General features: G+C 61.3%; 14 protein-coding genes. 12 read left to right on the top strand and 2 right to left on the bottom strand.

Annotated features, from left to right (window positions below; genetic code table 11):
* Window positions 1-8: 8 nt before the first annotated feature.
* Both HG800_RS00535 and HG800_RS00530 read right to left on the bottom strand, forming a co-directional pair.
* Window positions 9-1,274: an Nramp family divalent metal transporter gene (locus HG800_RS00535; RefSeq protein WP_206352068.1), complete on the bottom strand. Its 1,266-nt coding sequence runs from the start codon at window positions 1,272-1,274 to the stop codon at window positions 9-11.
* A 37-nt stretch (window positions 1,275-1,311) separates the two neighbouring features.
* Window positions 1,312-3,588 (bottom strand): CehA/McbA family metallohydrolase, encoded by a 2,277-nt coding sequence (locus tag HG800_RS00530; protein WP_169972674.1) that lies wholly within the window; start codon window positions 3,586-3,588, stop codon window positions 1,312-1,314.
* A gap of 297 nt (window positions 3,589-3,885) precedes the next feature.
* Here HG800_RS00530 and HG800_RS00525 point away from each other — a divergent pair, with 297 nt between their 5' ends.
* The 12 genes from HG800_RS00525 (at window position 3,886) to HG800_RS00470 (ending at window position 20,319) form a co-directional block, all read left to right on the top strand.
* Window positions 3,886-5,172 (top strand): AsmA-like C-terminal region-containing protein, encoded by a 1,287-nt coding sequence (locus HG800_RS00525; protein WP_169972673.1) that lies wholly within the window; start codon window positions 3,886-3,888, stop codon window positions 5,170-5,172.
* Window positions 5,173-5,343: 171 nt separating this feature from the next.
* Window positions 5,344-6,066: a 3-keto-disaccharide hydrolase gene (locus HG800_RS00520; RefSeq protein WP_169972672.1), complete on the top strand. Its 723-nt coding sequence runs from the start codon at window positions 5,344-5,346 to the stop codon at window positions 6,064-6,066.
* A gap of 415 nt (window positions 6,067-6,481) precedes the next feature.
* Window positions 6,482-9,511 (top strand): zinc-dependent metalloprotease, encoded by a 3,030-nt coding sequence (locus HG800_RS00515; RefSeq protein ID WP_235963167.1) that lies wholly within the window; start codon window positions 6,482-6,484, stop codon window positions 9,509-9,511.
* A 289-nt stretch (window positions 9,512-9,800) separates the two neighbouring features.
* On the top strand, window positions 9,801-10,652 hold the full coding sequence (locus HG800_RS00510) for a class I SAM-dependent methyltransferase (protein ID WP_169972671.1): 852 nt from the start codon (window positions 9,801-9,803) through the stop codon (window positions 10,650-10,652).
* Window positions 10,653-10,755: 103 nt separating this feature from the next.
* Window positions 10,756-11,712, top strand: coding sequence for a S1/P1 nuclease (locus tag HG800_RS00505; RefSeq protein ID WP_169972670.1), 957 nt, complete (start codon window positions 10,756-10,758; stop codon window positions 11,710-11,712).
* Between the two features lie 502 nt (window positions 11,713-12,214).
* Window positions 12,215-12,970 (top strand): ABC transporter permease, encoded by a 756-nt coding sequence (locus tag HG800_RS00500; protein ID WP_235963199.1) that lies wholly within the window; start codon window positions 12,215-12,217, stop codon window positions 12,968-12,970.
* Window positions 12,971-13,025: 55 nt separating this feature from the next.
* Entirely contained in the window at window positions 13,026-14,330 is a 1,305-nt protein-coding gene (locus tag HG800_RS00495; RefSeq protein ID WP_169972668.1) for an ABC transporter ATP-binding protein, read from the top strand.
* Window positions 14,331-14,415: 85 nt separating this feature from the next.
* The gene (locus HG800_RS00490; protein ID WP_169972667.1) at window positions 14,416-15,756 is read left to right on the top strand and encodes a polysaccharide pyruvyl transferase family protein; all 1,341 of its coding nucleotides are present in this window, start codon (window positions 14,416-14,418) and stop codon (window positions 15,754-15,756) included.
* A gap of 247 nt (window positions 15,757-16,003) precedes the next feature.
* The gene (locus HG800_RS00485; protein WP_169972666.1) at window positions 16,004-16,906 is read left to right on the top strand and encodes a phytanoyl-CoA dioxygenase family protein; all 903 of its coding nucleotides are present in this window, start codon (window positions 16,004-16,006) and stop codon (window positions 16,904-16,906) included.
* Between the two features lie 234 nt (window positions 16,907-17,140).
* Complete coding sequence (locus HG800_RS00480) at window positions 17,141-18,106, top strand: sulfotransferase family protein (RefSeq protein ID WP_206352067.1); 966 nt, start codon at window positions 17,141-17,143, stop codon at window positions 18,104-18,106.
* Between the two features lie 133 nt (window positions 18,107-18,239).
* Window positions 18,240-19,442: an acylneuraminate cytidylyltransferase gene (locus HG800_RS00475; protein ID WP_169973402.1), complete on the top strand. Its 1,203-nt coding sequence runs from the start codon at window positions 18,240-18,242 to the stop codon at window positions 19,440-19,442.
* Entirely contained in the window at window positions 19,435-20,319 is an 885-nt protein-coding gene (locus HG800_RS00470; RefSeq protein ID WP_169972665.1) for an N-acetylneuraminate synthase family protein, read from the top strand. The genes HG800_RS00475 and HG800_RS00470 overlap by 8 nt, the downstream gene beginning before the upstream one ends.
* The last annotated feature ends 213 nt before the right edge of the window (window positions 20,320-20,532 follow it).

Raw genomic sequence — 20,532 nt, 5'->3', positions numbered from 1 at the left:
AGCCCCGATCAGGACGGGCCTGCCGCGCCACTACCCAACCGGCTCAGGAGATCGCCAATCCCAATCCCCGCAAACGTCAACAGCGTGAGGATCAAGAGCAGGTTCGACCCCCAACGGTTCCGGAAGCCTCGGCCTACCCAGTCCTCTCGGTTGTTCAAGATCAGGAGCGTTACCGCCAGCAACGGCATGAACAACGCCCCCAGCACCGCATGAGCCAGTTGCACATGCCTGACCGACACATTAACCAACACTAATGGAACCACCGCGATGGCAATCAGGTACCCACGATAGGCCCGGGTCTGGTCGAGGTCCACATCGACGATGGCATCGGTGTCCCCCTTGCTGAGCTGCCGGAAGTCGGCGAACAGGTAAGGCGCACTCTGCCAGACCCCGAGCAAGCTGGAAAACACCGCCCCCCAGAACCCAACCAGAAAGACCCACCGCGCCACCGGCCCGGCCGCCTCCTGAAGCTGATCGGCCAGCAGCAGGGCCACCTCGGCCCCCTGACGGTCCACGGTGATCCGAGAGCTGATCACCAGCATCGCAATCCCAAAGAGGCCAGTGGCTGCGTAGGCAATGGCCAGGTCGATCCGGCAAAGCTTCGCCCCCTCCAGCCCCGATCGGTTCGACTCCCGAATCCAGTACCCATAGGAGAGCAAGGTCACTGTCCCGCCCACCCCGCCGAGCAACCCAATCGCATAGGGAAGGTCCCCCGATCGGATCATCGGGCGGGTCAGCCCCCGACCAATCGCCTCGTAGTCCGGACCGAGCAACGCCGCAGCCAAAATCACACAAAGAAACATCGATGCGACCAGCACCGCCATGATCCGCTCAAATGTCTTGAATCCACCGAACCAGACCAGGGCCAGACCACCCAGGGCATGCACCACCGTCCAGATCGCCTGCGACGTGGCCCGATCGCCGAGCGGGAACAGGCCGTCCCCGGCCACGCCGCAGGCCTTGCCCAGCGATCCCCCGGTGATCAGCGACCACAGCAGTAAGTACGCGAGAAAGACCCAGCGAATCCAGCCGCCGAGCTTCGTGGCCCAGCCTTCGAGCAGGGTCGTGCCCGTGGCCATCTGCCAGCGGGCGAGCCCTTCGGTCAAGGCCCACTTGAAGACGCAACCGATCACCACTGCCCAGACCAGGGCCATCCCTGCTTTCGAACCCGCGTAGCTTGCTGTCAACAGGTCGCCCGCCCCCACTCCGGTGGCCGCGACCAGCAGGCCGGGGCCGATCAGGACGAGCAGCGACGGACGACCCGATGATTTCATTGACACATCCTCATCACCAAGCTCTTTGAGAATCCAGTCACTCCGCCTCACTTTCGGCCAGGATCTTGCGATAGGCCTCCCGGGCGAACTCGTAGGCGGCCTCGGCCTCGGCCCGTTCCTCGGGACGGATCCCCTTGACCTTCTGCGACCAGCACTGATCAACGCTCTTGAGGCACCACTCGGCCGACTTCTTCGAGGCCCGGACCGGCTGGTCATCCACCAGGACGAAGATCGGGTTCGTATGCGAGCTGGGATAGATCCTTAAGGCCACCCAGCTTGACTGCTCGATCGGAACGTCGAAGGTCAGGTCCTGGAACGAGCCGTCGGCCTCGATCTCCTGCCGAGCGACCGGATAACCGTTGACGACCACCTCGACGGGGACCCGGCGGGAGTCGCCGATCCGGGTCCGCTCGACGTCCCAGTAGGGTTGCTGGCTCAACGGTCGGTTGCGGATCGCCTCGGTTCGCTCGTCCGGTTCAGGGGCAAGCAGGGCGGAAACTGAGGCGGAAACGCGGACCTGGCCCGCCTCGTCAATCTTCAGCTCGCTGCCGTTCTCGCCGACCGCCACATCCTCCACCTTGAAATCAACCAGGTGGCTCCGGCCGTCGGAGACATAGGAGCGGCCGTCCTTGATCCCCTGGACCCACCGATCAAAGTCGAGTTCTCCGTCGATCTTGACGTACGACCGCCCCAGGCCGACCCGCTCGCCGTAGATGCAGGGGAAATCGGTCTCGCCGCTGATCTTCGCCCGGTAGCCGCAGTTCAGAGTGTGATACCAGATGTTCAACTCCCACGGGGCCGGCGTATCGACGCTGGAGATGAAGTCCACCGCATCGTGGGCCACGGTCACGATGTATTCATTCGCGCCAATGCCATCAAACGGCGGAATCTCATCGGTCGGCAGCTCCAGCGACTGGGTCTGCAAGCCCCATCCCGAGTGCGAGTAGCCGACGACCCCACCTTGCTCCTTGCCCCACTGCAAGACGGGCAAGGTCCAGCTCGGCCACTCCTCAATCAAGGTCGTGCCCGGGTAGTCGTCTTCGGTCAGGCGGAGCAGGCAGAGGTGCCCGGAGTGCGACGAGGGGAAGCCGGAAACTTCCACATCGTACCGCATCAAATAATCGGAGGTTGAAAGCGGGTGGATGGTTCCTTCGAAGAACTCCTTCTGGTAGTACCAGCAGGGGCCCCAGCTCAGGACACAGCCGACGGTCAGGTCCTCGCCGAGGATATGGCGCATCATGTGCTCGGGCTCAACCCCTTCGGTCGGGCTTTCGTAATGGGCACAGCCAGCGGCGTGGACGTGGTGGTCGCCCGAGTACCAGCCCTTCTCGGCCAGGTTCGCCCAGCGTTCGAGCCGGAACGACTCGGTCTGCGTGCCCGCCCCTTCCTCGACGGTGATCTGCCGGGACTTGACCCGGTACTCCGGCCCTCGGGTGTACTCGACGTTGAAGGTGCCCGGCGGCAGGATGACCGACTCACCCGACTTTCGGTAGATTTGCGGGTGGAAGAAAAAGTCGGGGGCAAGCCGACGGCCCGGAGACGGATAGACCCGGCCCCTCGGGTCTCGGATCAAGAGGGAGCCCATCACGGGGGTACCGTCCTCGTCCTGGATGTCGAGCGAGACAACCACGCCCGGCTCGCACTGGAACAGGATGTCCACGTCGGAGCGGAAGCCAAGATCCTGGGTCCCCTGGCCGACGTCGAAGGTCAGCTTTGCCTCTCGGGGGCCGGCGTCTCGGCTGTAAATCTGGATGATTCGGTATTCGAGCAACAGGCCCGAGAGCGTCGGGTTCATCGGCCGGTCGTTGAACATGGCAATCTCGGTCCAGCGGTCGGGAATCGACTCGGGAGGGATCGTCTGCTTGGGATCGGGCGATGCGGTCGATCGGGTGTAGATCGGCGCGGCGTTCGGGCTGGCGACGCGGAGCGGGGCCGTCACGCCCGCCTCGTTGTGGACCTTGATGAGAAAGGCTCGCCAGCCTTGCTGCGTCAGGCTCGGATCGGCCGGGCCCTGCTGGGCCTTCACCCGGCTCTCGGGGTTGATCGAGACACCGACGAGGCAATAGGGGTCGAGGATCTCCTGAATCGCATCGGAGCCTTCCGATTCATCGGCACGGGTAAAGGCCCGATCGAGCTGGGCACGCTCCTCAACGCTCAGCGGTCGGCCGATCACCTCCAACGCATCGGCGACCCGGCGGGCCTGAGCCGCGAGGGGTTGAAGCGGAACACCGGCAACCCTGGGCAACTCTCCGGCCTCGATCGACACCGGGGAACACAGCATCAGCACCGCCAGCACACGCAGCGAGCGATTCATCGAATCATCCTCCGAGGTTCGCGGACTGAGCGAAGGGGCAGGGAACCATTGGACGCGTTCGGGGGGTGCTCGCGACTCAAAGGTCGAGCGTCGATCACCGCACACCGAGGCCGAACGGTCGCAATGCCGAGGCTAGCCGGGGGGATGGGCCGATGCAACCGACCGCCCGGGAAGTTCCGCTTGTCGATCTGGACGGCTTGGGGTATGGTCCCCGCGACTTTCCGGGGCGATGACCCGCGCTGCAATCGTTGCGGACGGGCAGGTCCCGCACTTCCCCCGGGCCTACGGAGGCTCGCCATGCGAGGTCCGAGACGCCTGCGCCTCGGCCGGCGTTGGCTGATCGCCCTGGTGCTGGCCCCGCCGCTCTTCTGGACGGCTGTCCTGACGATCGTGCCGACCGATTGGGCCCGGCGAGCCATCGAGGACCGGGTCCAGCGCATCACGGGCTGTCCGGCCAGGCTGGAGCATGTCCGGTTCGGGCCCCTCGGGGGGATTTACCTCCGAGACCTGTCGATCCTCGAACCGGGAGGCGCACCGGACGAATCGACCACCCCCTGGGTCGAAGCCGGATCAGTCCGGGTCGACCTGAGCCTCGGGGCCTTGCTTGTCGGTCGGGGAGAACCGAGCCGGGTCGATGTCTGCGACCTCTCGCTACGACTGTCCCGGGATCGAGACGGCAATTTCCCGCCCTGGCTCTTGCTCCAGAACGCCGAACCCGCAGACCTCTCAGTCGTCAACGATGAGGAGGGAGGCACCAAGGCGCACGGGCCAATCGCCTTCCGGCTCTCGCGAGGGCGGATCGTCTTTGTCGATGCTCAGGTGGCAACCACGGTGGCGATCGACGATCTGAAATGCTCGGGAACCTGGTGGCCTTCGGTCGTCGAGGTCGAGGACCTGAGAGGGACACTTAACGGCGGAACATTCGCGCTCGCTGCAGAGATCGAGCGGGGGCCATCTCCGGCCTTCATGGGACAACTGCAAGCCCAAGGGGTTCAGCTTGGCTCGAACCTGGGACTCATGACCTACCTGGTTCCGTACCTGGCCGGGGCGTCGGAGCAACTGGACGGCAAACTCGATCTGGACCTGGAACTGAAGGGGCAGGGGGCCTCTGGCCCTGAGATCCGAGACTCGCTGAGCGGTCGGGGCATGGTCAAGATTGACCCGATCCGCCTGGAGGGGTCGTCGCTGCTGATCGACCTGGCCCGCGTGTTACCGGTGACGCAGTATGGAAAGGTCGGCTCGCTCCGAAGCGAGTTTTCGATTGACGACCGTCGCATTCTGAGCCGGAAGATCCAGCTCAACCTGGGGGGAACACCGATTGTCCTGTCCGGCGGTTCGGCCTTCGACGGGAGGATCCACTACCAGCTGGATACCTCGCCGCTCGCCGGGAAAGTGGGTCCGGACATGCTCGCCTTGCTCGCCGATGCCGGGCTCTCGCCGGAGGATCTGCTTGATCTGAAGATCACCGGCTCCATCGACCAACCTCAGGTTCAGCTTGGTCGGGTCACCATCGACGCCCGCCAGGATGGCCGATCGACGATCGAGGCCATCACCCGAAGGCTCAGGGATCGTCTCCGTCGTTGATCGTGGTCCCAGGCCGGTCGATTGTGAAAATCGGTCGGTCGATCATGCGTTCGGGATCGTTGTCGAGCGTTCTGGAGGCTGCTACGATGCCGGTCAGCTTCGGCCCGCTTGCTCCGCGATAATCCCCAACGACCGGCCGACGCTCGATCTTCCCCAGGAGACCACGACGCGATGAACCCCTTGATGAATCTTCCCGGCCTGTTGACGGCGGCAATCAGCGTGCTGGCGGTCAGCCTCGGTGCTCCGGCCGTGGCCGACGACGAGGCGATCGACGTGACCGAAGGCGGAGAAACGATCGTCCTGCTCCAGGACGACTCCCTCGACAACTGGGTCATCTTCGTCGACCCTCGGACCGAGCCCTACAGCCCCGAGTCGAAGGCCGAAGGGATTTTCACCGTCAAGGATGGGCTGCTGGAAGTCACCGGCGAGCGCTTCGCCTGCCTGACCACCAGGGAGGCGTACAAGAACTATCACCTTGTCCTTGAATTCAAGTGGGGCGAGACGAAGTGGGCCCCTCGGGCCGAAGCAATTCGAGACTCCGGCATCCTCATGCACTGCGTCGGCCCGGACAAGATCTGGACCACCTCCATTGAATGCCAGATCCAGGAAGGGGACTGCGGCGACTTCTTCATGGTCGGCGGCACGACCTTGACCGTCGATGGCGAAACCAAGACGGGCGGCCGGTTTATCAAGTCGCCCGACACCGAGAAGCCCAACGGCGAGTGGAACACGATCGAGGTCATCTGCGACGGCGACCGGATCGTCAACATCGTCAATGGCACCGTCGTCAATGACGGCTCGGGGGCGAGCGTGACCGCCGGTCGGATCGCCTTGCAGTCGGAAGGGGCCGAGGTCTTCTACCGCAACGTCGTCCTCAAGCCGATTGATCGCTGAGCCATCACCGGGAACGAAACCACTTCGGTCCGTCCTCCCGCGATTAGACGGGAGCTCGGATCGAAGGTCAACCGCCAGAAGAACCCTCTCTTTCGAACGAACCACTCCAATCCCTACAAACCCCTTATTTGCCGCACTGTAATCTGATTTCGTTCGGAGTGGACCTTGTAGTGGGGCTGGGAATTCGTAGGATAATTTGAGGTGAAGGATCTGAGAAACGTGATCCCGATCCAGATCGTTCGCCGCTTCGTAGAGTGGAACGAGACTCGACACGAGCCGCCCCCAACTCTTCCCGGTTGATCGCCGACCGACACTTGCCTCCTCTCCGCGAGTGGACCGGGAATCGGGTCTTCGTCCGTCGTTTGTGAATGCTTCGCGCCCACCCACCCGTTGATTGACCCCCACGAGAAACGCCATGATGATGCGATTCCCGAGTTTCGGGTTCCGCTGGCTGGCTCCGATGCTTGGCCTCGCCCTGCTTAGCGGGCTGACCTCGCAAGCGATCGGCCAGCAGGAGGAGTCCCCTTCCGCGTTCCCCTCCGGACCGATTCCGACCGGCTTACCCCCTGAGATCATGGCCCGGCTGGCCTCGGGAGGGGCGAACGGAAACCAAGCGCGGCCCGACGACTTCCCCCCTCTGGACAAAGTGATCGAGGGATATGAGAAAGTCGTCTCGATGCTCGATGGCAAGCCGAGCTTCTTCAACATCTGGGTCCGCAAGCGCGACGGCCAAATGCTCGCCGAGCTGCCCCGCGACTACATGAGGCAGAAGCACTACATCGCCCTGACCGTGGCCAGCGGCGAACGCTTTGCCGGGCTTCAGGCAGGCGATATGTACGTCTACTGGAAGCCCTACGACAAGCGGCTTGCCCTGATCCAGCCGAACGTGGAAGTGCGATCGACGGGCGACAATGAATCGAAGGCCTCGGTCCAGCGGCTCTTTACCGACAAGGTATTGCTCGACATTCCGATCTTGACGATCGTCCCTCAGGGCGGACCGGTGATCGACCTGGATGAGCTGCTTGTCGGTCAGGCGTCGAAGTTCTTCGGCAACAGCGTTCGGATCAGCAACCCGAGGCTGGCCGCGATCAAGACGGCCAAAGCGTTCGAGCAGAACGTTGAGCTGGCCTTCGAGGTGCCGATGGACGACGGGCAACTGCGAACGTTGCACTACTCCATCAGCCTGATTCCCGAGAACACGGGCTACCGAGCCCGGAAAGCCGATGAGCGTATCGGGTATTTCACGACCGCCTACTCCGACCTGGGTAAGTTCGCCGAAGGGGAGAACCGGGTCCGCTACATCAACCGATGGCACCTGGAAAAGGCCGACCCAAGCCTGAAGGTGAGCCCTCCCAAGCAGCCGATTGTCTTCTACATCGAGCACACAACCCCGATCCGATACCGCCGGTGGGTCCGCGAAGGGGTGCTCTATTGGAACAAGGCGTTTGAGAACGTCGGCTTCTCCAACGCGATCGAGGTCTACTACCAGGACGCCGCCTCTGGGGCTCACATGGAGAAAGACCCCGAGGACGTCCGGTACAACTTCATTCGGTGGCTGAACAATGACGTGGGTACCGCCATCGGCCCCAGCCGAGTCAACCCGCTGACCGGCCAGATTCTCGACGCCGACATCATCCTGACCGACGGCTGGATTCGGGCCTTCTGGCGCGACTTCAACCAGGAATTGCCGAAGATGGCGATGGAAGGCTTCAGCCCCGAGGCGATGGCCTGGCTCGACGCCAACCCGCGCTGGGACCCCCGCATCCGAATGGCCCCCCCCGCCGATCGTGACCTGTTGATGGCTCAGCGAGCCATGCGAGGCCCCCAGGCACTCGGCGGACATCCGGCCGCTCATGTCGATCCGACCCTGATGGGGGACAACGAGTTCGACGGCCTGATCGGCCGGATGAGCCAGGTCAACGGCCTCTGCCTGGCCGCCTCGGGCCGGGCCCGCGACGTGGCCGCTCTGCGGCTTCACCTGGCGACCCTTGACGACGGGCACGATCATGGCCACAACCACGCCGCAATCGTCGAGGGGGACAAGGACGGTGAGAAGCCCAAGGACGGTGAGAAGCCCAAGGACGACCCGGAAGAGCCGAAGGAGATGCTCGACGGCATTCCGGAGGAGTTCATCGGACCGTTGCTCGCCGACCTGGTCGCGCACGAGGTCGGCCACACGCTCGGCCTGCGCCACAACTTCAAGGCATCGGGCCTGTACACCCTGGAGGAGATCAACAGCGACGAGGTGAAGGGCAAGAAGCCGTTTACCGGATCGGTGATGGACTATAACCCGGTGAACATCAACATGGAATCGGGGGAGGTCCAGGGTGACTATACGATGATCGACATCGGCCCCTATGACATGTGGGCCATTGAATTCGGTTATTCGACTGACGAGAAGGGTCTCAAGAAGGTCCTCTCCCGGGTTTCCGAGCCCGAGTTGGCCTACGGGACCGACGAGGACACCGGAGGCCCCGACCCCTTGGCGCGTCGCTACGATTTCTCGAAGGACCCGCTCGACTATGCCGAGAATCAGATGCGGCTGGCCCGCTATCACCGCGAACGTCTGCTGGAGAAGTTCGTCAACGACGGCGACAGCTGGGCCAAGGCCCGTCGCGGCTATGAGATGACCCTCGGTTTCCAGGTGTCGTCGCTGAACATGCTGGCCGGCTGGGTCGGCGGCACGTTCGTCAACCGCGACAAGAAGGGGGACCCTGGCGACCGCGACCCGATCCAGGTCGTTCCCGTCGATCAGCAGCGGGCCGCCTTGACGTTCATCATCGAGAACGCCTTCAAGGACGAGGCCTTCGGCCTGACCCCCGAGCTGCTCCGCCGAATGTCGGTGGACAAGTGGCTCGACGGCGAAGGCTTCCGATCGGCCGTCAACGACGAGCCGACCTGGCCGATCCACGATCGGATCATCGGCATCCAGGCTTCGGCCCTGACGATGCTCATGAACCCGACCACCTTGCGGCGGGTGTATGACAACGAGTTCCGAATTCCGGCAGACCAGGATGCATTAACCCTTCCCGAACTGCTCGAAACCGTCGGCAAGACCATCTGGTCTGAGCTGGACGATCCGGGCGCGGGACCGTTCACCGATCGCAAGCCGATGGTCTCCAGCCTGCGCCGGAACCTTCAGCGCGAGCATCTTGATCGCCTGATCGACCTGACCTTACCCAACGGCGGGACCGGGGCGGCTCAGAAGCCGATTTCGAACCTTGCCCAGATGCAGCTTCGAGCGCTCAAGGACAAGGTGTCGAAGGTGCTCGAGGCCAGCAACGGCAAGGCCGACTCTTACACCCGGGCTCACCTGCTCGAAGCCGTCGACCTGATTGACCGGGCCTTGAATGCCCAGTTGATCTACAACACTCAGGACCTCGTGCCGGCGTCGGGCCGTCCGATGGTCATCTTTGGTGAGCAAGGCGTTCCGACGTCTCGCTGAGTCTTGTGAGCCGAGGCCGCCGAAAGTCTCGGTTTCTTGACTCCTCAATCCGGAATTCCGTAGCACCGGAGACGGTCCTCATTCCAGAGGGATCGTCTCCGGTGTGTTTCCCGGCGGTGCGTGATCGGAGCGGCCGAGCTTGACCGTTCCGTCCGCTCCGTGTAGAGAACGCTGTCGCAATCGAACAGGGATCGTCCGTTCTTCTCGGTGCCGGCGATCTCGATCCGCATGCAAGGGCAAGGCAAAGGGAATGCCTGCCAGGGACCGGCCGCCACGGAGGGACAGGGCGATGCAAGGCGGAGAAACCGGGCAGAGGATCGAGCTGGCCCATCGGGCCCGGAGACGTCTTCAGCGCGTCGCCGAACGAACCCGGCAACGGATTCGGGGCGTACCGATTCGACTGGCCGAGCGGGCCTCAGGATTGCCCGTGCCCCCTCCTCGCTTGCTGCACGCCATCGGCAATTCGGAGGACCCGACCTGGTTCCTTCAAGGGGGTCGATGGGCTGCCGAGGACATCCGAAACGCCGTTGGCCGCCACGGAATGCCGATGGAGGAGGTGGGCGCCTTGCTCGACTTCGGATGTGGGGTCGGTCGGGTGGTTCGCCATTGGTCAAGGCTGGCCGCTTCGGGGGTCGAGATCGTGGGGACGGACACCAACCCGGCGATGATCTCCTGGTGCCGCCGGCATCTCGGATTCAGCCTCTTCGCGGTCAATTCACTTGACGGGCGCATCGACGCTCCTGACGCCCGGTTCGGCCTGGCCTATGCACTGTCGGTCTTCACCCACATGGGAGAAGCCCGCCAGCGGCACTGGATGACTGAGCTACGCCGGGTGCTCCGGCCCGGTGGCCTCCTCCTGATCACCCTGCATGGCGATGCCTATCGCGACGGGCTCTCGCCGGTCCTCCGCGATCAGTACGACCGCGGTGAGATGGTGGTGGTGGGGACCGACCGCGAGGGCAGCAACGACTGCGCCGCGTTCCACCCGCCCGGATCGCTCGCCACGGGTTTGGCCGAGGGATGGGAGATCCTGGAATGGCACCCCCAGGCCGCTCGGGGGAATCCGGTCCAGGACGTCTACTTGCTCCGAAGGCCGATAGAATCCGGGGCCGAACGGCTCAGGACTGCGATGGTCGGATGAGGGGACGGGAATCGGGCTTGGGGAAGGGGATCGCAATCGCGTATCCTGGAAGGCTCCGGAACGAGGTGCCGCCCCGCCCCATCCCTGGCCGAGTCCTCCTGCGATGCGATTCCTGCCCGTGTCGATTCTTCTTCCCGTGGTCACGCTCACCCTGGCTGCGGATCAAGCAACCGGTGCGAGCCTCTGGAATGATTGCGCCCATCGGGTGATCGCGGCCATTGCCTTTGAAGAACTGCCACCCGAGGCCCGACAGGCGATCGTGGAGATCCTCGACCAGCATCCGGCCGCCCAGGACGCCACGTTCTGGGCCGAGCATCGATGGAACGGCGACGACGCCGCGTTGAACCGCTTCATGAACGCGGCCGTGTTTCCGGACGATGCGAAACGGCCTGGCCCGTTCAAACGTTACGATATCGGCCGGGCTCATTACATCAACTTCCGAATCATGGTCGATGGGGAGGGGAGGGTCGAGGTCTTACCGCCCTTGCAGGATCTCGACGATGACGACCCGCACGGCGACATCCTTGAATCGCTGGCGACGAACCTGGAGATTGCCCGAGACCGCTCCGCCCCGACTTCGGATCGGGCGTTGGCCTTGAGCTGGATCTTCCACCTGGTCGGCGACCTGCATCAGCCCTTGCACAACGTGGCCCGCTTCAGCCCGGCCACCCCGAATGGCGACCGGGGAGGCAACGAGGTTCGGTTCGGGGAAGGGAACCTGCACAGCTATTGGGACCGGGCCCTGGGGACCGACGCGACTCCCGAGTCCGTCGAGGCGCTGGCCGCCACCTTGCGGGCGGAGCATCCTCGGGAGACGTTTGCCGACCGGCTCGCCGAGCCGAACCCGAACCGTTGGTCTTCGGAAGGAGTCGCGCTGGCACTCCAGACCGTTTATCGCAACCTCGACCCCTCCCTGGCGGAGTTCCCTGATCTTCCGATCGGTTACGACGCCGACGCCCGAGCCCTGGCCCGTCGCCAATCGGCCCTGGCCGGCTATCGATTGGCAGACCTTCTGCTCGAAATCGCCACCCCGCCGGACCACTGCACATCCCCAAACTGATGGCTTCCCAGCTTTTCCAGGCTCTCGGGGAAGTGTACCTTCGCCAGGTTTTCATTTGACAAAAAAAGGCGTCCCTCGATACGGTGATTGGCCGGCAGTTTTTCGAGAGACGTGTCACAATTGATGGTCCTCTCCCTAAAATCCTTCAAGCCTAGATCGTTGGCGCTCGAACCCTCTCATTCCCTCGGGGGATGGTGAAGGCGTTCGGAGGAGGCGCAACGACCGAGTCCTTGCCGAAGTCCCTGAGCATCCGGTCATTCACACCTTCCGGCCAGGGACTCGGGATTCGCGATGAACAGCAACCACGGGGGCCGCGCAGCGAGCGGTTTGTGTATTGGAGAGGGATCCAGGAACCACACCCGGGGACTCGGCGTCCTCAATCGGAACCGTCGCACCATCAACGACGTCGGCCATCCCCGACACGCTGATCATTGAGCCCCCATCAGGCTGGCAACTGGTCGATCTTCGCGAACTGTATGAACGGCGAGATTTGCTCGTGTTCATGACCTGGCGAGGCATCAAGGCTCGCTATGCTCAGTCGGTGCTGGGAATTGGCTGGGCCATCTTCCAGCCGGTGATCACGATGATCATCTACACGATCATCTTCAGCCGGGTGGCGAAAATCACGTTGCCGAGCAACTTGCCCTACGCCTTGATCGCGTTCTGCGGGATCGTTCCGTGGTTGTTCTTCTCGGCGGGACTCACCGGCGCCAGCAGCAGCCTGGTTCAAAACAACACGATGATCTCGAAGATCTACTTTCCGAGAATCATTCTGCCGCTTTCTCAGATCCTTTCGAAGTTTGTTGATCTGGGGATCATGCTGCTGCTTCTGGGACTGCTCATGCTCGGGTATGCCATCGCGGGATACGACGTGGCCCCGCGTCCAGAAGCAATCGTGGTAATTCCGGCCATGATTCTCGTCGCCTTTGTCGCGGTGCTGGGGATGAGTCTCTGGCTTGCGGCGATGGCGGTCCAGTATCGGGATGTGGCCTATGCGTTGAGCTTCGTGATCCAGTTGGCGATGTATCTCACGCCCGTGATCTACACCACAGAAATGATTCCTCCTCGGATCATGGCGGTGTTCGGACTGAATCCGATGCTGGCCGTGATTACCGGATTCCGGGCCAGTTTGCTCGGCGCTCCATTCGAATATCACCTCCCCCTGATCCTCGAAGGTACGCTGGTCGCGACGATTCTGTTGGTAACTGGCTTATTCTACTTTCGACGCTCAGAACGTCTGTTTGCCGACGTCGCCTAGTCCGTCGGTTCCCCATCCGTTTCCCTCTGCATCCTGAGTGCTTCCGAAGATCACCATGTCGAACACCGCCATCAGTGTCGAAGGGCTGAGCAAGCTCTACCGGATCGGCCTCGCCGAAGAGCGCCACGAATCGCTGCTCTCCGCGTCGATTGATGCGATCAAGAAGCCACTGAAGAATTTTCGCAAGCTGTGGCGGCTCGACACGTCTCGATCGGGAGCCGAAGATGAAGAGGATTTGATCTGGGCCCTCCGCGATGTGTCCTTTGAAGTTCCTCGGGGAGAAGTGCTCGGGGTCATCGGCCGCAACGGAGCCGGGAAATCGACACTTCTGAAAATCCTCTCTCGCGTGACCGCACCGACCTCTGGCCGAGTGGTGGTCAACGGCCGCGTTTCCTCGTTGCTGGAGGTCGGCACCGGTTTTCATCCCGAGCTGACCGGCCGTGACAATATCTACTTGAACGGCACGATCCTCGGCATGACTCGTCGCGAGATTGACCGCAAGTTCGAAGAGATTGTCGAATTCTCGGGCATCTCGAAGTTCCTCGACACGCCCATCAAGCGCTACAGCTCAGGCATGAAAGTGCGGCTGGCGTTCTCGGTGGCGGCGCACCTGGAACCGGAAATCCTCATCATTGACGAGGTGCTCGCGGTCGGTGACGTCGAGTTCCAAAACAAATGCATGGGAAAAATGCAGCAGCTTTCTGATACGAGCGGAGGGGCTCGGACGGTTCTCTTTGTCAGCCACAACATGAACGCGATCAATCGGCTCTGCACCCGAGGGATTGTGATGAACCAGGGAGGTGTTCATTACGACGGGCCAGTCGAGGATGCGGTCCGAGCCTACATGGACCTGAACGTCAAGAACGGCAGCCGGTACGAGTCTGGGCTCGACCGCTCTCGGGATGCCCAGATCTTCCAGATCGAAGTGCTCGACGGGCTCGACGAAACCCCCCAGAACGACGTCGACAGCGACCGCGGATTTTTGATCCGGATCGGTGTGTTCAGCCAGTCTCGTCGACCTTCAGGCTTCCTGACGATGTCACTTCGAGACTCGCTAGGGATTCCTGTGCTGTTCACCGATATGCGAGACTCAGACCGAGTCGGAATTCCTGAAGGGATCACCTACCACACCATCCGCGTCCCAGCCCGATTGCTGGCCCCGCTTGAATATGCCGTTACGGTAGCGCTGAACGACCCATTCAAGGGACCGCTTGACCGAGCTACCAATCAAATTAAGTTTACAGTTCACGATCACTCATCCAAGCGGGGCGGGAGCCGAATCGGGTACTTTGGGGGAGTTCTTCCCTGGGAACTTGCGACCGAATCCGAGTTTCAGGCCAGCCGCTCCACGGCTTCCTGATCATCCGCTTACGATACTGGGTCGACGCGGACAACCTCGGACAGCCACCCACCGCGACAGGATCTTGGATTCATTGAGCCAATCCATGAACGTCTACTTCATCAACGACACCTCCGACAACGCGAACTGGGGTTGCCGGGCCACGACCCGAGCCCTCAGGGAACTGGTCGAGGAGGCGGGTGGGCAGATCTCGGGTCAGCTTGGTCTCTCGAAGATGTCTCGTCCGAGTCGGTATGTGCCATCCTCCGCGGCACGAGCGTTTGAACGAATGAGTTGGGGAACCGCACGAAGACTCCCGATCGCGCGACGAGAGGCGGTCGGACTCGTCAATCGAACAGTTATCGGAGGTCTCGACCGGCTCTATGGGGCCTCGGATATCGTTCCGGAGACCGTTGATCAGTTTGATCGGTTCGCAAATCTCGCGCTCGACGGACAGATCTACGAGCCAGAACGAGCGGGTATTGAGCAGAGCGACGTCGTCGTGATCAATGGAGAGGGAAGCATCTACGACCGCCAGCGAAAAGGCAGGATGATGCTTTTCCTGGCATACGTTGCAAAGAAGTACTTGAACAAACCCTGCCTACTGGTCAATCACACGGCCGATCTGCACGACCCGATCATGGCCGACATGGCTGCCCTGGTCTACCCAATCCTCGATGACGTGGTGTTTCGGGAACCGATCTCGGCCGAGACATGCCGAACGATCGTTCCGGACGCGATGGAGAGAATCGCACCTGATGCGGCCTTCCGGTACCGCCCTGCCGAACGATCCGCATGGGTTTCACTTGCCAGCCGACCTGGTTATTTCAGCGTCTGGCCGGATAATGCAGATGGGTTCGATCCGAGTCAGCCGTATGTCTGCGTCGGTGGGAGCTCGATTTATCTGCGACCGGACCGTCCTGAGTACGATCCCTTGCCCGCTTTTAACAACCTTTGCCTCAGGCTGCAGGAAGGGTTTGGTCAGGTTGTTCTGACGGCACCTTGTGTCCAAGACGAGCGGTTTATGCGACCGCTGGCGAAGGCCCTCGGTTTACCCCTGATCGGACTTCATACCCCGACACAGCAAGCCGTGGATATCCTCGGGAACGCAGCGCTTTATATCAGTGGACGTTGGCACCCGAGTATTCTGGCTTCGACAGGCGGTACCCCGATCATCGTCATGACCGCGAACACGCTCAAGACGACCGGACTCTTGCGCCTCCTTGGCTTGGATGCCCCGGTCTTTGATTCGCTTCGACTCCATGAGCAACTCGACGCAATTATCGATCTTGCCCACAGGTACGTCGGGCAAGGCGATTCGCTTCGGAAAGAGTTGATGGCTCGGGTCGACGATCTCACGGCTCGGGTGCCTCGAAATGTCGAGTGGCTTTCCCATCGAGTTGTACCGGAGGCGACGGCTGATTCCGAGCGATTACTCGTCAAATAGTTCACTTTACCCCAGATGCAACATACGAGATTGACACTTCGTGAGGGAGTTGCCTTCGCTCTGTGCGACGCCAGGATCAGCCTTGCCAGCGACGAGGGATCGAGGTGAACGCCGTTCAAGACATGGAAACAAGCCTCCAGAATCTCGTTCAGCGGACTGGACAGACTCTGGAAGATGAAGCATTGGGGCACACGACAGTCGAGCGCGGATAAACACTTATTTAAGGTGCTGTCAAAGGGGACACCCTATGTCTGGACTCAGAGCACAGTTTGAGCGGGACGGATACGTTGTGATACCCAGCCTATTGACACGGACGGAGGCCGACTACTACCGCTCCGAAATCATTAAGCTCTCGGGTGTTGGGGATGCGGACTATGGGTCGAAGGTTTTCGAATGCCCCGACGGGGTCTCGAAGCACCGAGAATTCTGGCCCTTGATTTTCCACGAAAAGCTCATTGAGGTCGTGAGAGAGCTCTTAGGACCGACAGCAAGGTACACCCAGCACTCAGATCTTCATGCCCACCGCATCGGCGGTTGGCACCGTGACAGTGCTTGCCGCAAATTCGGTGAGGGGGCCGACTGGGATGAGAGCCGGGCGCCTTATTTGGTCACTCGTGTCGCGATCTATCTGCAGACGTTTGCAGAGAGCGGCTCATCACTGGGAGTCGTTCCCGGAAGTCACCGGTTCGAACGACGCCTCACCGACGCAGAATGGGCCTCGTGGGAGCCACGATTCCGTTGGGAACATCGGTGGAAGAAGTTGCGTCATCGCCTTGGCCTCGGACCGGAACCGCGATTCCCACCGCGGCAAATGACCATGTGGACCACGCCCGACCCCAATCCCTCGCGGACGCGTCCAAGTGTCCCGGTCTGGATCAAGACCGAACCGGGCGACTGCATCCTCTTCAATCAGCGGCTCTACCACTGTGCATCGCCAATCCGGGGGCCCAAGTACGCCGTCTACCTGTCATACGCCCCCGAGAACGAACACAGCCGCAACCACATGGGTTATTACCGCCACACACGGACGGATCTCGGTTACGGCCCGCTCGACCCAGAATTGGCCGAGACTCTTCGAGAGCGAGGCCTATTCTTGGACGCGCCGGACCCGTCCAAGCTCCCGTCCGAATTCGCGATTCCTGCCATGTGATGCAAGGCAATCCAACCATCCGATGCGAGGGACATTGACCTTCTTTGCCCGAGAAGACTCGAATGAGATCGACTCAAAGAAGCATCTGTCGGCTTACGGCCAGCCGAGAATTGGCTGGCGTTCGCTTTGCTCGGGACAGATGAACACCGCAACGATGTCGCGTCCCCTATCCACAGTATCTCTCGAATAAGGATTGAAACGATCTCGATCGCTGTTTCAGCTCCTGAGAATCGTTTGCTGGGTTACCGCAGGCTTCTTCAAGTGGATCACGAAATGTCGTCGACTCAAGTCGTTTGGCCGAATTTCCTGGTGATCGGAGCTGCCAAGGCCGGGACGACTGCGCTTCACTCAATGTTGAGCGAACATCCCGATATTTTCATGAGTCCCGTTAAGGAACCGAAGTTTTTTTGTTTCGAAGGAGGGCCTCCAGACTGGAGAGGGCCTGGAGATCAAGATCGTGTGAAGGGTTACATCACCGATCGGGATCAGTATCTTGAGTTGTTTCGAGGGCATGCGGGTGAAGCCAGGATCGGCGAGTCGACCCCGTGGTATCTGTATAGCGAGCAGGCGGCCGACCGCATTAAATGCTACATCCCTGAAGCACGACTCATTGCGATTCTGAGACATCCGGTGGAGCGAGCGTTCTCGCAATACCTTCATCGTGTTCGCGATGGGGTCGAGTTTCTGACGGATTTCGCAGAAGCTGTCCGAAGCGAACCGGAACGGCGTGACAAGCAATGGGGATGGCCGTGGCGTTATCTGGAGCGAGGCTTCTATGCCCAGCAACTCAAATGGTATTTCAAACGATTTCCGAAAGAACAAATCCTCATTCTCCTTTACGAAGATTTTGTCTCTCAGCGCGACGCAACACTTCGGCAGATTTTTGAATTTCTGAAAGTCGACCCGAATTTCCGTCCCTCTACAACAAATCGAAAAAACGAATCACTCATTCCAAAAAACCTTCTTGTTCATCGCACGCTCTCACGCTTTGATCCAATCGCAAAGGCGATTCCCGGACCACTTGGTAAGGCTGCGAACAAATCTCTGAGCCACCTGAAACGCAAGAATCTGCATAAACCAAAATTGAACGACCACCTTTTCAATGATCTTCTCGAATCTTACAGGACAGACATTCTGGAGACCGAGTCGTTAATTGAACGCGACCTTTCGGAGTGGCTCAAACCACGCTCGAGGATTTGAAGAACGATGTTCCTGCGTCTCGAAAGGAAATCCATCGGCCTTCAAGGCGGTTTCGAGGATTGAGGACCCTGCTGTCCGAGGCACGTGGTGACCGAATCATCTTTCTGGAGTGCGACTAACTCACTTGGCCACGATGACAACACGCTCAAACCGAACACTTGCCATCATTCCTGCCCGAGGGGGCTCCAAGGGGATCCCTCGAAAGAACGTCCTGCCTGTGGGTGGGAAGCCGATGATCGGCTGGACGATTGAGGCGGCTCGCGCGGCAAGGGCGGTCGATCGGGTGGTGGTTTCGACAGATGATACGGAGATCGCGGAGGTGGCCCGAAGGTTCGGGGCCGAAGTGGTTGATCGGCCTGCGGAGCTGGCAGGAGACGGGGCCTCAAGCGAGTCGGCCTTGCTGCATGTACTCGATCATCTGAAGGAGTCGGAAGGGTACGAGCCCGAGGTGCTGGCCTTTTTGCAGTGCACGTCTCCGCTCACGGCGGCAGAGGACATTGACGGGACGATCGGTGCGCTCGAGCGGGAGGGGGCGGATACGGCGTTGGCGGTGGTGCCGTTTCATTACTTCCTGTGGAAGCAAGAGGCGTCGGGCGACTGCGTCGGGATCAACCACGACAAGAAGTTCAGGCCGCTGAGGCAGGAGCGGGAGCCGCAGTTTCTGGAGTCGGGGGCCGTCTATGTGATGAAGGTGGCCGGCTTCAGGGAGGCGAAGCATCGGTTCTTCGGAAAAACGGCCCTGTACGAGATGCCGGCGGAGCGGCGATGGGAGATCGACGATCCGGTGGATCTCGAAGTGGCTGAAGTGCTCTTGCGGGCACGTGCGAAGGAGGAAAAGCGGGCGCTGCTGCCGGAGAAACTCGACGCCCTGATCTTCGATTTCGACGGGGTTTTCACCGATAACGGGGTGATCGTCCTGGGAGAAGGGCAAGAGGCGGTCGTCTGCAGCCGGGGAGACGGCATGGGGCTGGAGATCCTCCGCAAGAGCGGCTGGCCGATGGTGGTGATCTCGAAGGAGACGCATCCGATCGTCTCAGCCCGGTGCGCGAAACTGAAGATCGAATGCATCCAGGGAATCGAAGATAAGATTACGACCTTGCGTCGATGGCTCGACGAGCGGGGCTTTGCCCTGGAGCGCACGCTGTATGTCGGCAACGACGTGAACGACCTCTCCTGCCTGACGGCCGTCGGATGTCCGGTGGCCGTGGCCGATGCTCACCCCGAGGCGCTCCGGGCGTCTCGGATCATTTTGGAATCACCGGGGGGTCGTGGAGCCCTCCGAGAGCTGGCGGACCTGATCGCCGCACATTACGGAGCGTATCACACCCATGCCTAAGGTTGTTTCGATTGGCGGTCGGCCGGTCGGCGAAGGTCACCCTGTGTACGTCATCGCCGAGATTGGCCTGAATCACAACGGCGACATCAAGCTCGCCAAGCAACTGATCGACGCCGCCGCCCTGGCCGGTTGCGACGCCGTGAAGTTCCAGAAGCGCACCCCCGAGTTGTGCGTCCCTCCCGAGCAGCGCGACATTCGTCGCGAAACGCCCTGGGGAGAGATGACCTACATGGACTATCGCTACCGGGTCGAGTTCGGCAAGGAGGAGTTCGCCGAGATCGACCGCTACTGCAAGGACAAAGGGATCGCCTGGTTCGCCTCGTGCTGGGACGAACCGTCGGTTGACTTCATCGAGCAGTTCGACCCCCCGTGCTACAAGATGGCGTCGGCCTCGCTGACCGACGACAGCCTGTTCAAGCACACGGTCGCCACCGGTAAGCCGATCATCCTCTCAACCGGCATGTCGACGATGGAGGAGATCGAGCACGCGGTTTCCCTCTGCAACCCCGAAAAGCTGGTCATCCTGCACGCGACCAGCACCTATCCGTGCAAGCCCGAGGAATTGAACCTGAGGGTCATCCCGGTCCTGAAAGCCAAGTTCGACGCCCCGATCGGCTACTCGGGCCATGAGGTCGGCCTTCAGACGACCCTGGCCGCCGTGAGTCTGGGAGCCTGCGTGGTCGAACGGCACATCACCCTCGATCGCGCCATGTGGGGCAGCGACCAGGCCGCCTCGGTCGAACCGTCGGGCTTCCACCGACTCGTCCGGGATATCCGGGTGATCGAGAAGGCGATGGGAGATGGCGTGAAAAAGGTCTACGAAAGCGAGTTGCCGATCCAGAAGAAGCTCCGCAGAGTCGGCGCCGCCACCTCCTGATCGCGGTCCCATCGCCAACAGGAGTCGGCGAGAAGGGGGAGCAATCGGCTTCTGAGCAACGTACACGCAACCGATTCCCAGCGCCGTGAGACGATCGCAGCACGCTCGGGCGTCGGTTGCGTGGTATCATTATGTTCGATGCGCCGTTTCACCCGCCGTTCAACTTTGGTATAACGGCAGCTCATCTGCCTCGATGCCAGCAACGCTCCCGAC

The organism is Tautonia rosea, from assembly GCF_012958305.1.
Classification (GTDB): Bacteria; Planctomycetota; Planctomycetia; order Isosphaerales; family Isosphaeraceae; genus Tautonia; species Tautonia rosea.
The sequence above is the reverse complement of the archived record's forward strand: the minus strand, read 5'-3'. Positions and strand labels throughout refer to the sequence as shown.

Coding starts and splice junctions, on each gene's coding strand:
- HG800_RS00495 (WP_169972668.1), top strand. CDS start 13,026: ATGTCGAACACCGCCATCAGTGTCGAAGGGCTGAGCAAGCTCTACCGG.
- HG800_RS00485 (WP_169972666.1), top strand. CDS start 16,004: ATGTCTGGACTCAGAGCACAGTTTGAGCGGGACGGATACGTTGTGATA.
- HG800_RS00530 (WP_169972674.1), bottom strand. CDS start 3,588: ATGAATCGCTCGCTGCGTGTGCTGGCGGTGCTGATGCTGTGTTCCCCG.
- HG800_RS00535 (WP_206352068.1), bottom strand. CDS start 1,274: ATGAAATCATCGGGTCGTCCGTCGCTGCTCGTCCTGATCGGCCCCGGC.
- HG800_RS00515 (WP_235963167.1), top strand. CDS start 6,482: ATGATGATGCGATTCCCGAGTTTCGGGTTCCGCTGGCTGGCTCCGATG.
- HG800_RS00525 (WP_169972673.1), top strand. CDS start 3,886: ATGCGAGGTCCGAGACGCCTGCGCCTCGGCCGGCGTTGGCTGATCGCC.
- HG800_RS00520 (WP_169972672.1), top strand. CDS start 5,344: ATGAACCCCTTGATGAATCTTCCCGGCCTGTTGACGGCGGCAATCAGC.
- HG800_RS00500 (WP_235963199.1), top strand. CDS start 12,215: ATGACCTGGCGAGGCATCAAGGCTCGCTATGCTCAGTCGGTGCTGGGA.
- HG800_RS00505 (WP_169972670.1), top strand. CDS start 10,756: ATGCGATTCCTGCCCGTGTCGATTCTTCTTCCCGTGGTCACGCTCACC.
- HG800_RS00470 (WP_169972665.1), top strand. CDS start 19,435: ATGCCTAAGGTTGTTTCGATTGGCGGTCGGCCGGTCGGCGAAGGTCAC.
- HG800_RS00490 (WP_169972667.1), top strand. CDS start 14,416: ATGAACGTCTACTTCATCAACGACACCTCCGACAACGCGAACTGGGGT.
- HG800_RS00510 (WP_169972671.1), top strand. CDS start 9,801: ATGCAAGGCGGAGAAACCGGGCAGAGGATCGAGCTGGCCCATCGGGCC.
- HG800_RS00475 (WP_169973402.1), top strand. CDS start 18,240: ATGACAACACGCTCAAACCGAACACTTGCCATCATTCCTGCCCGAGGG.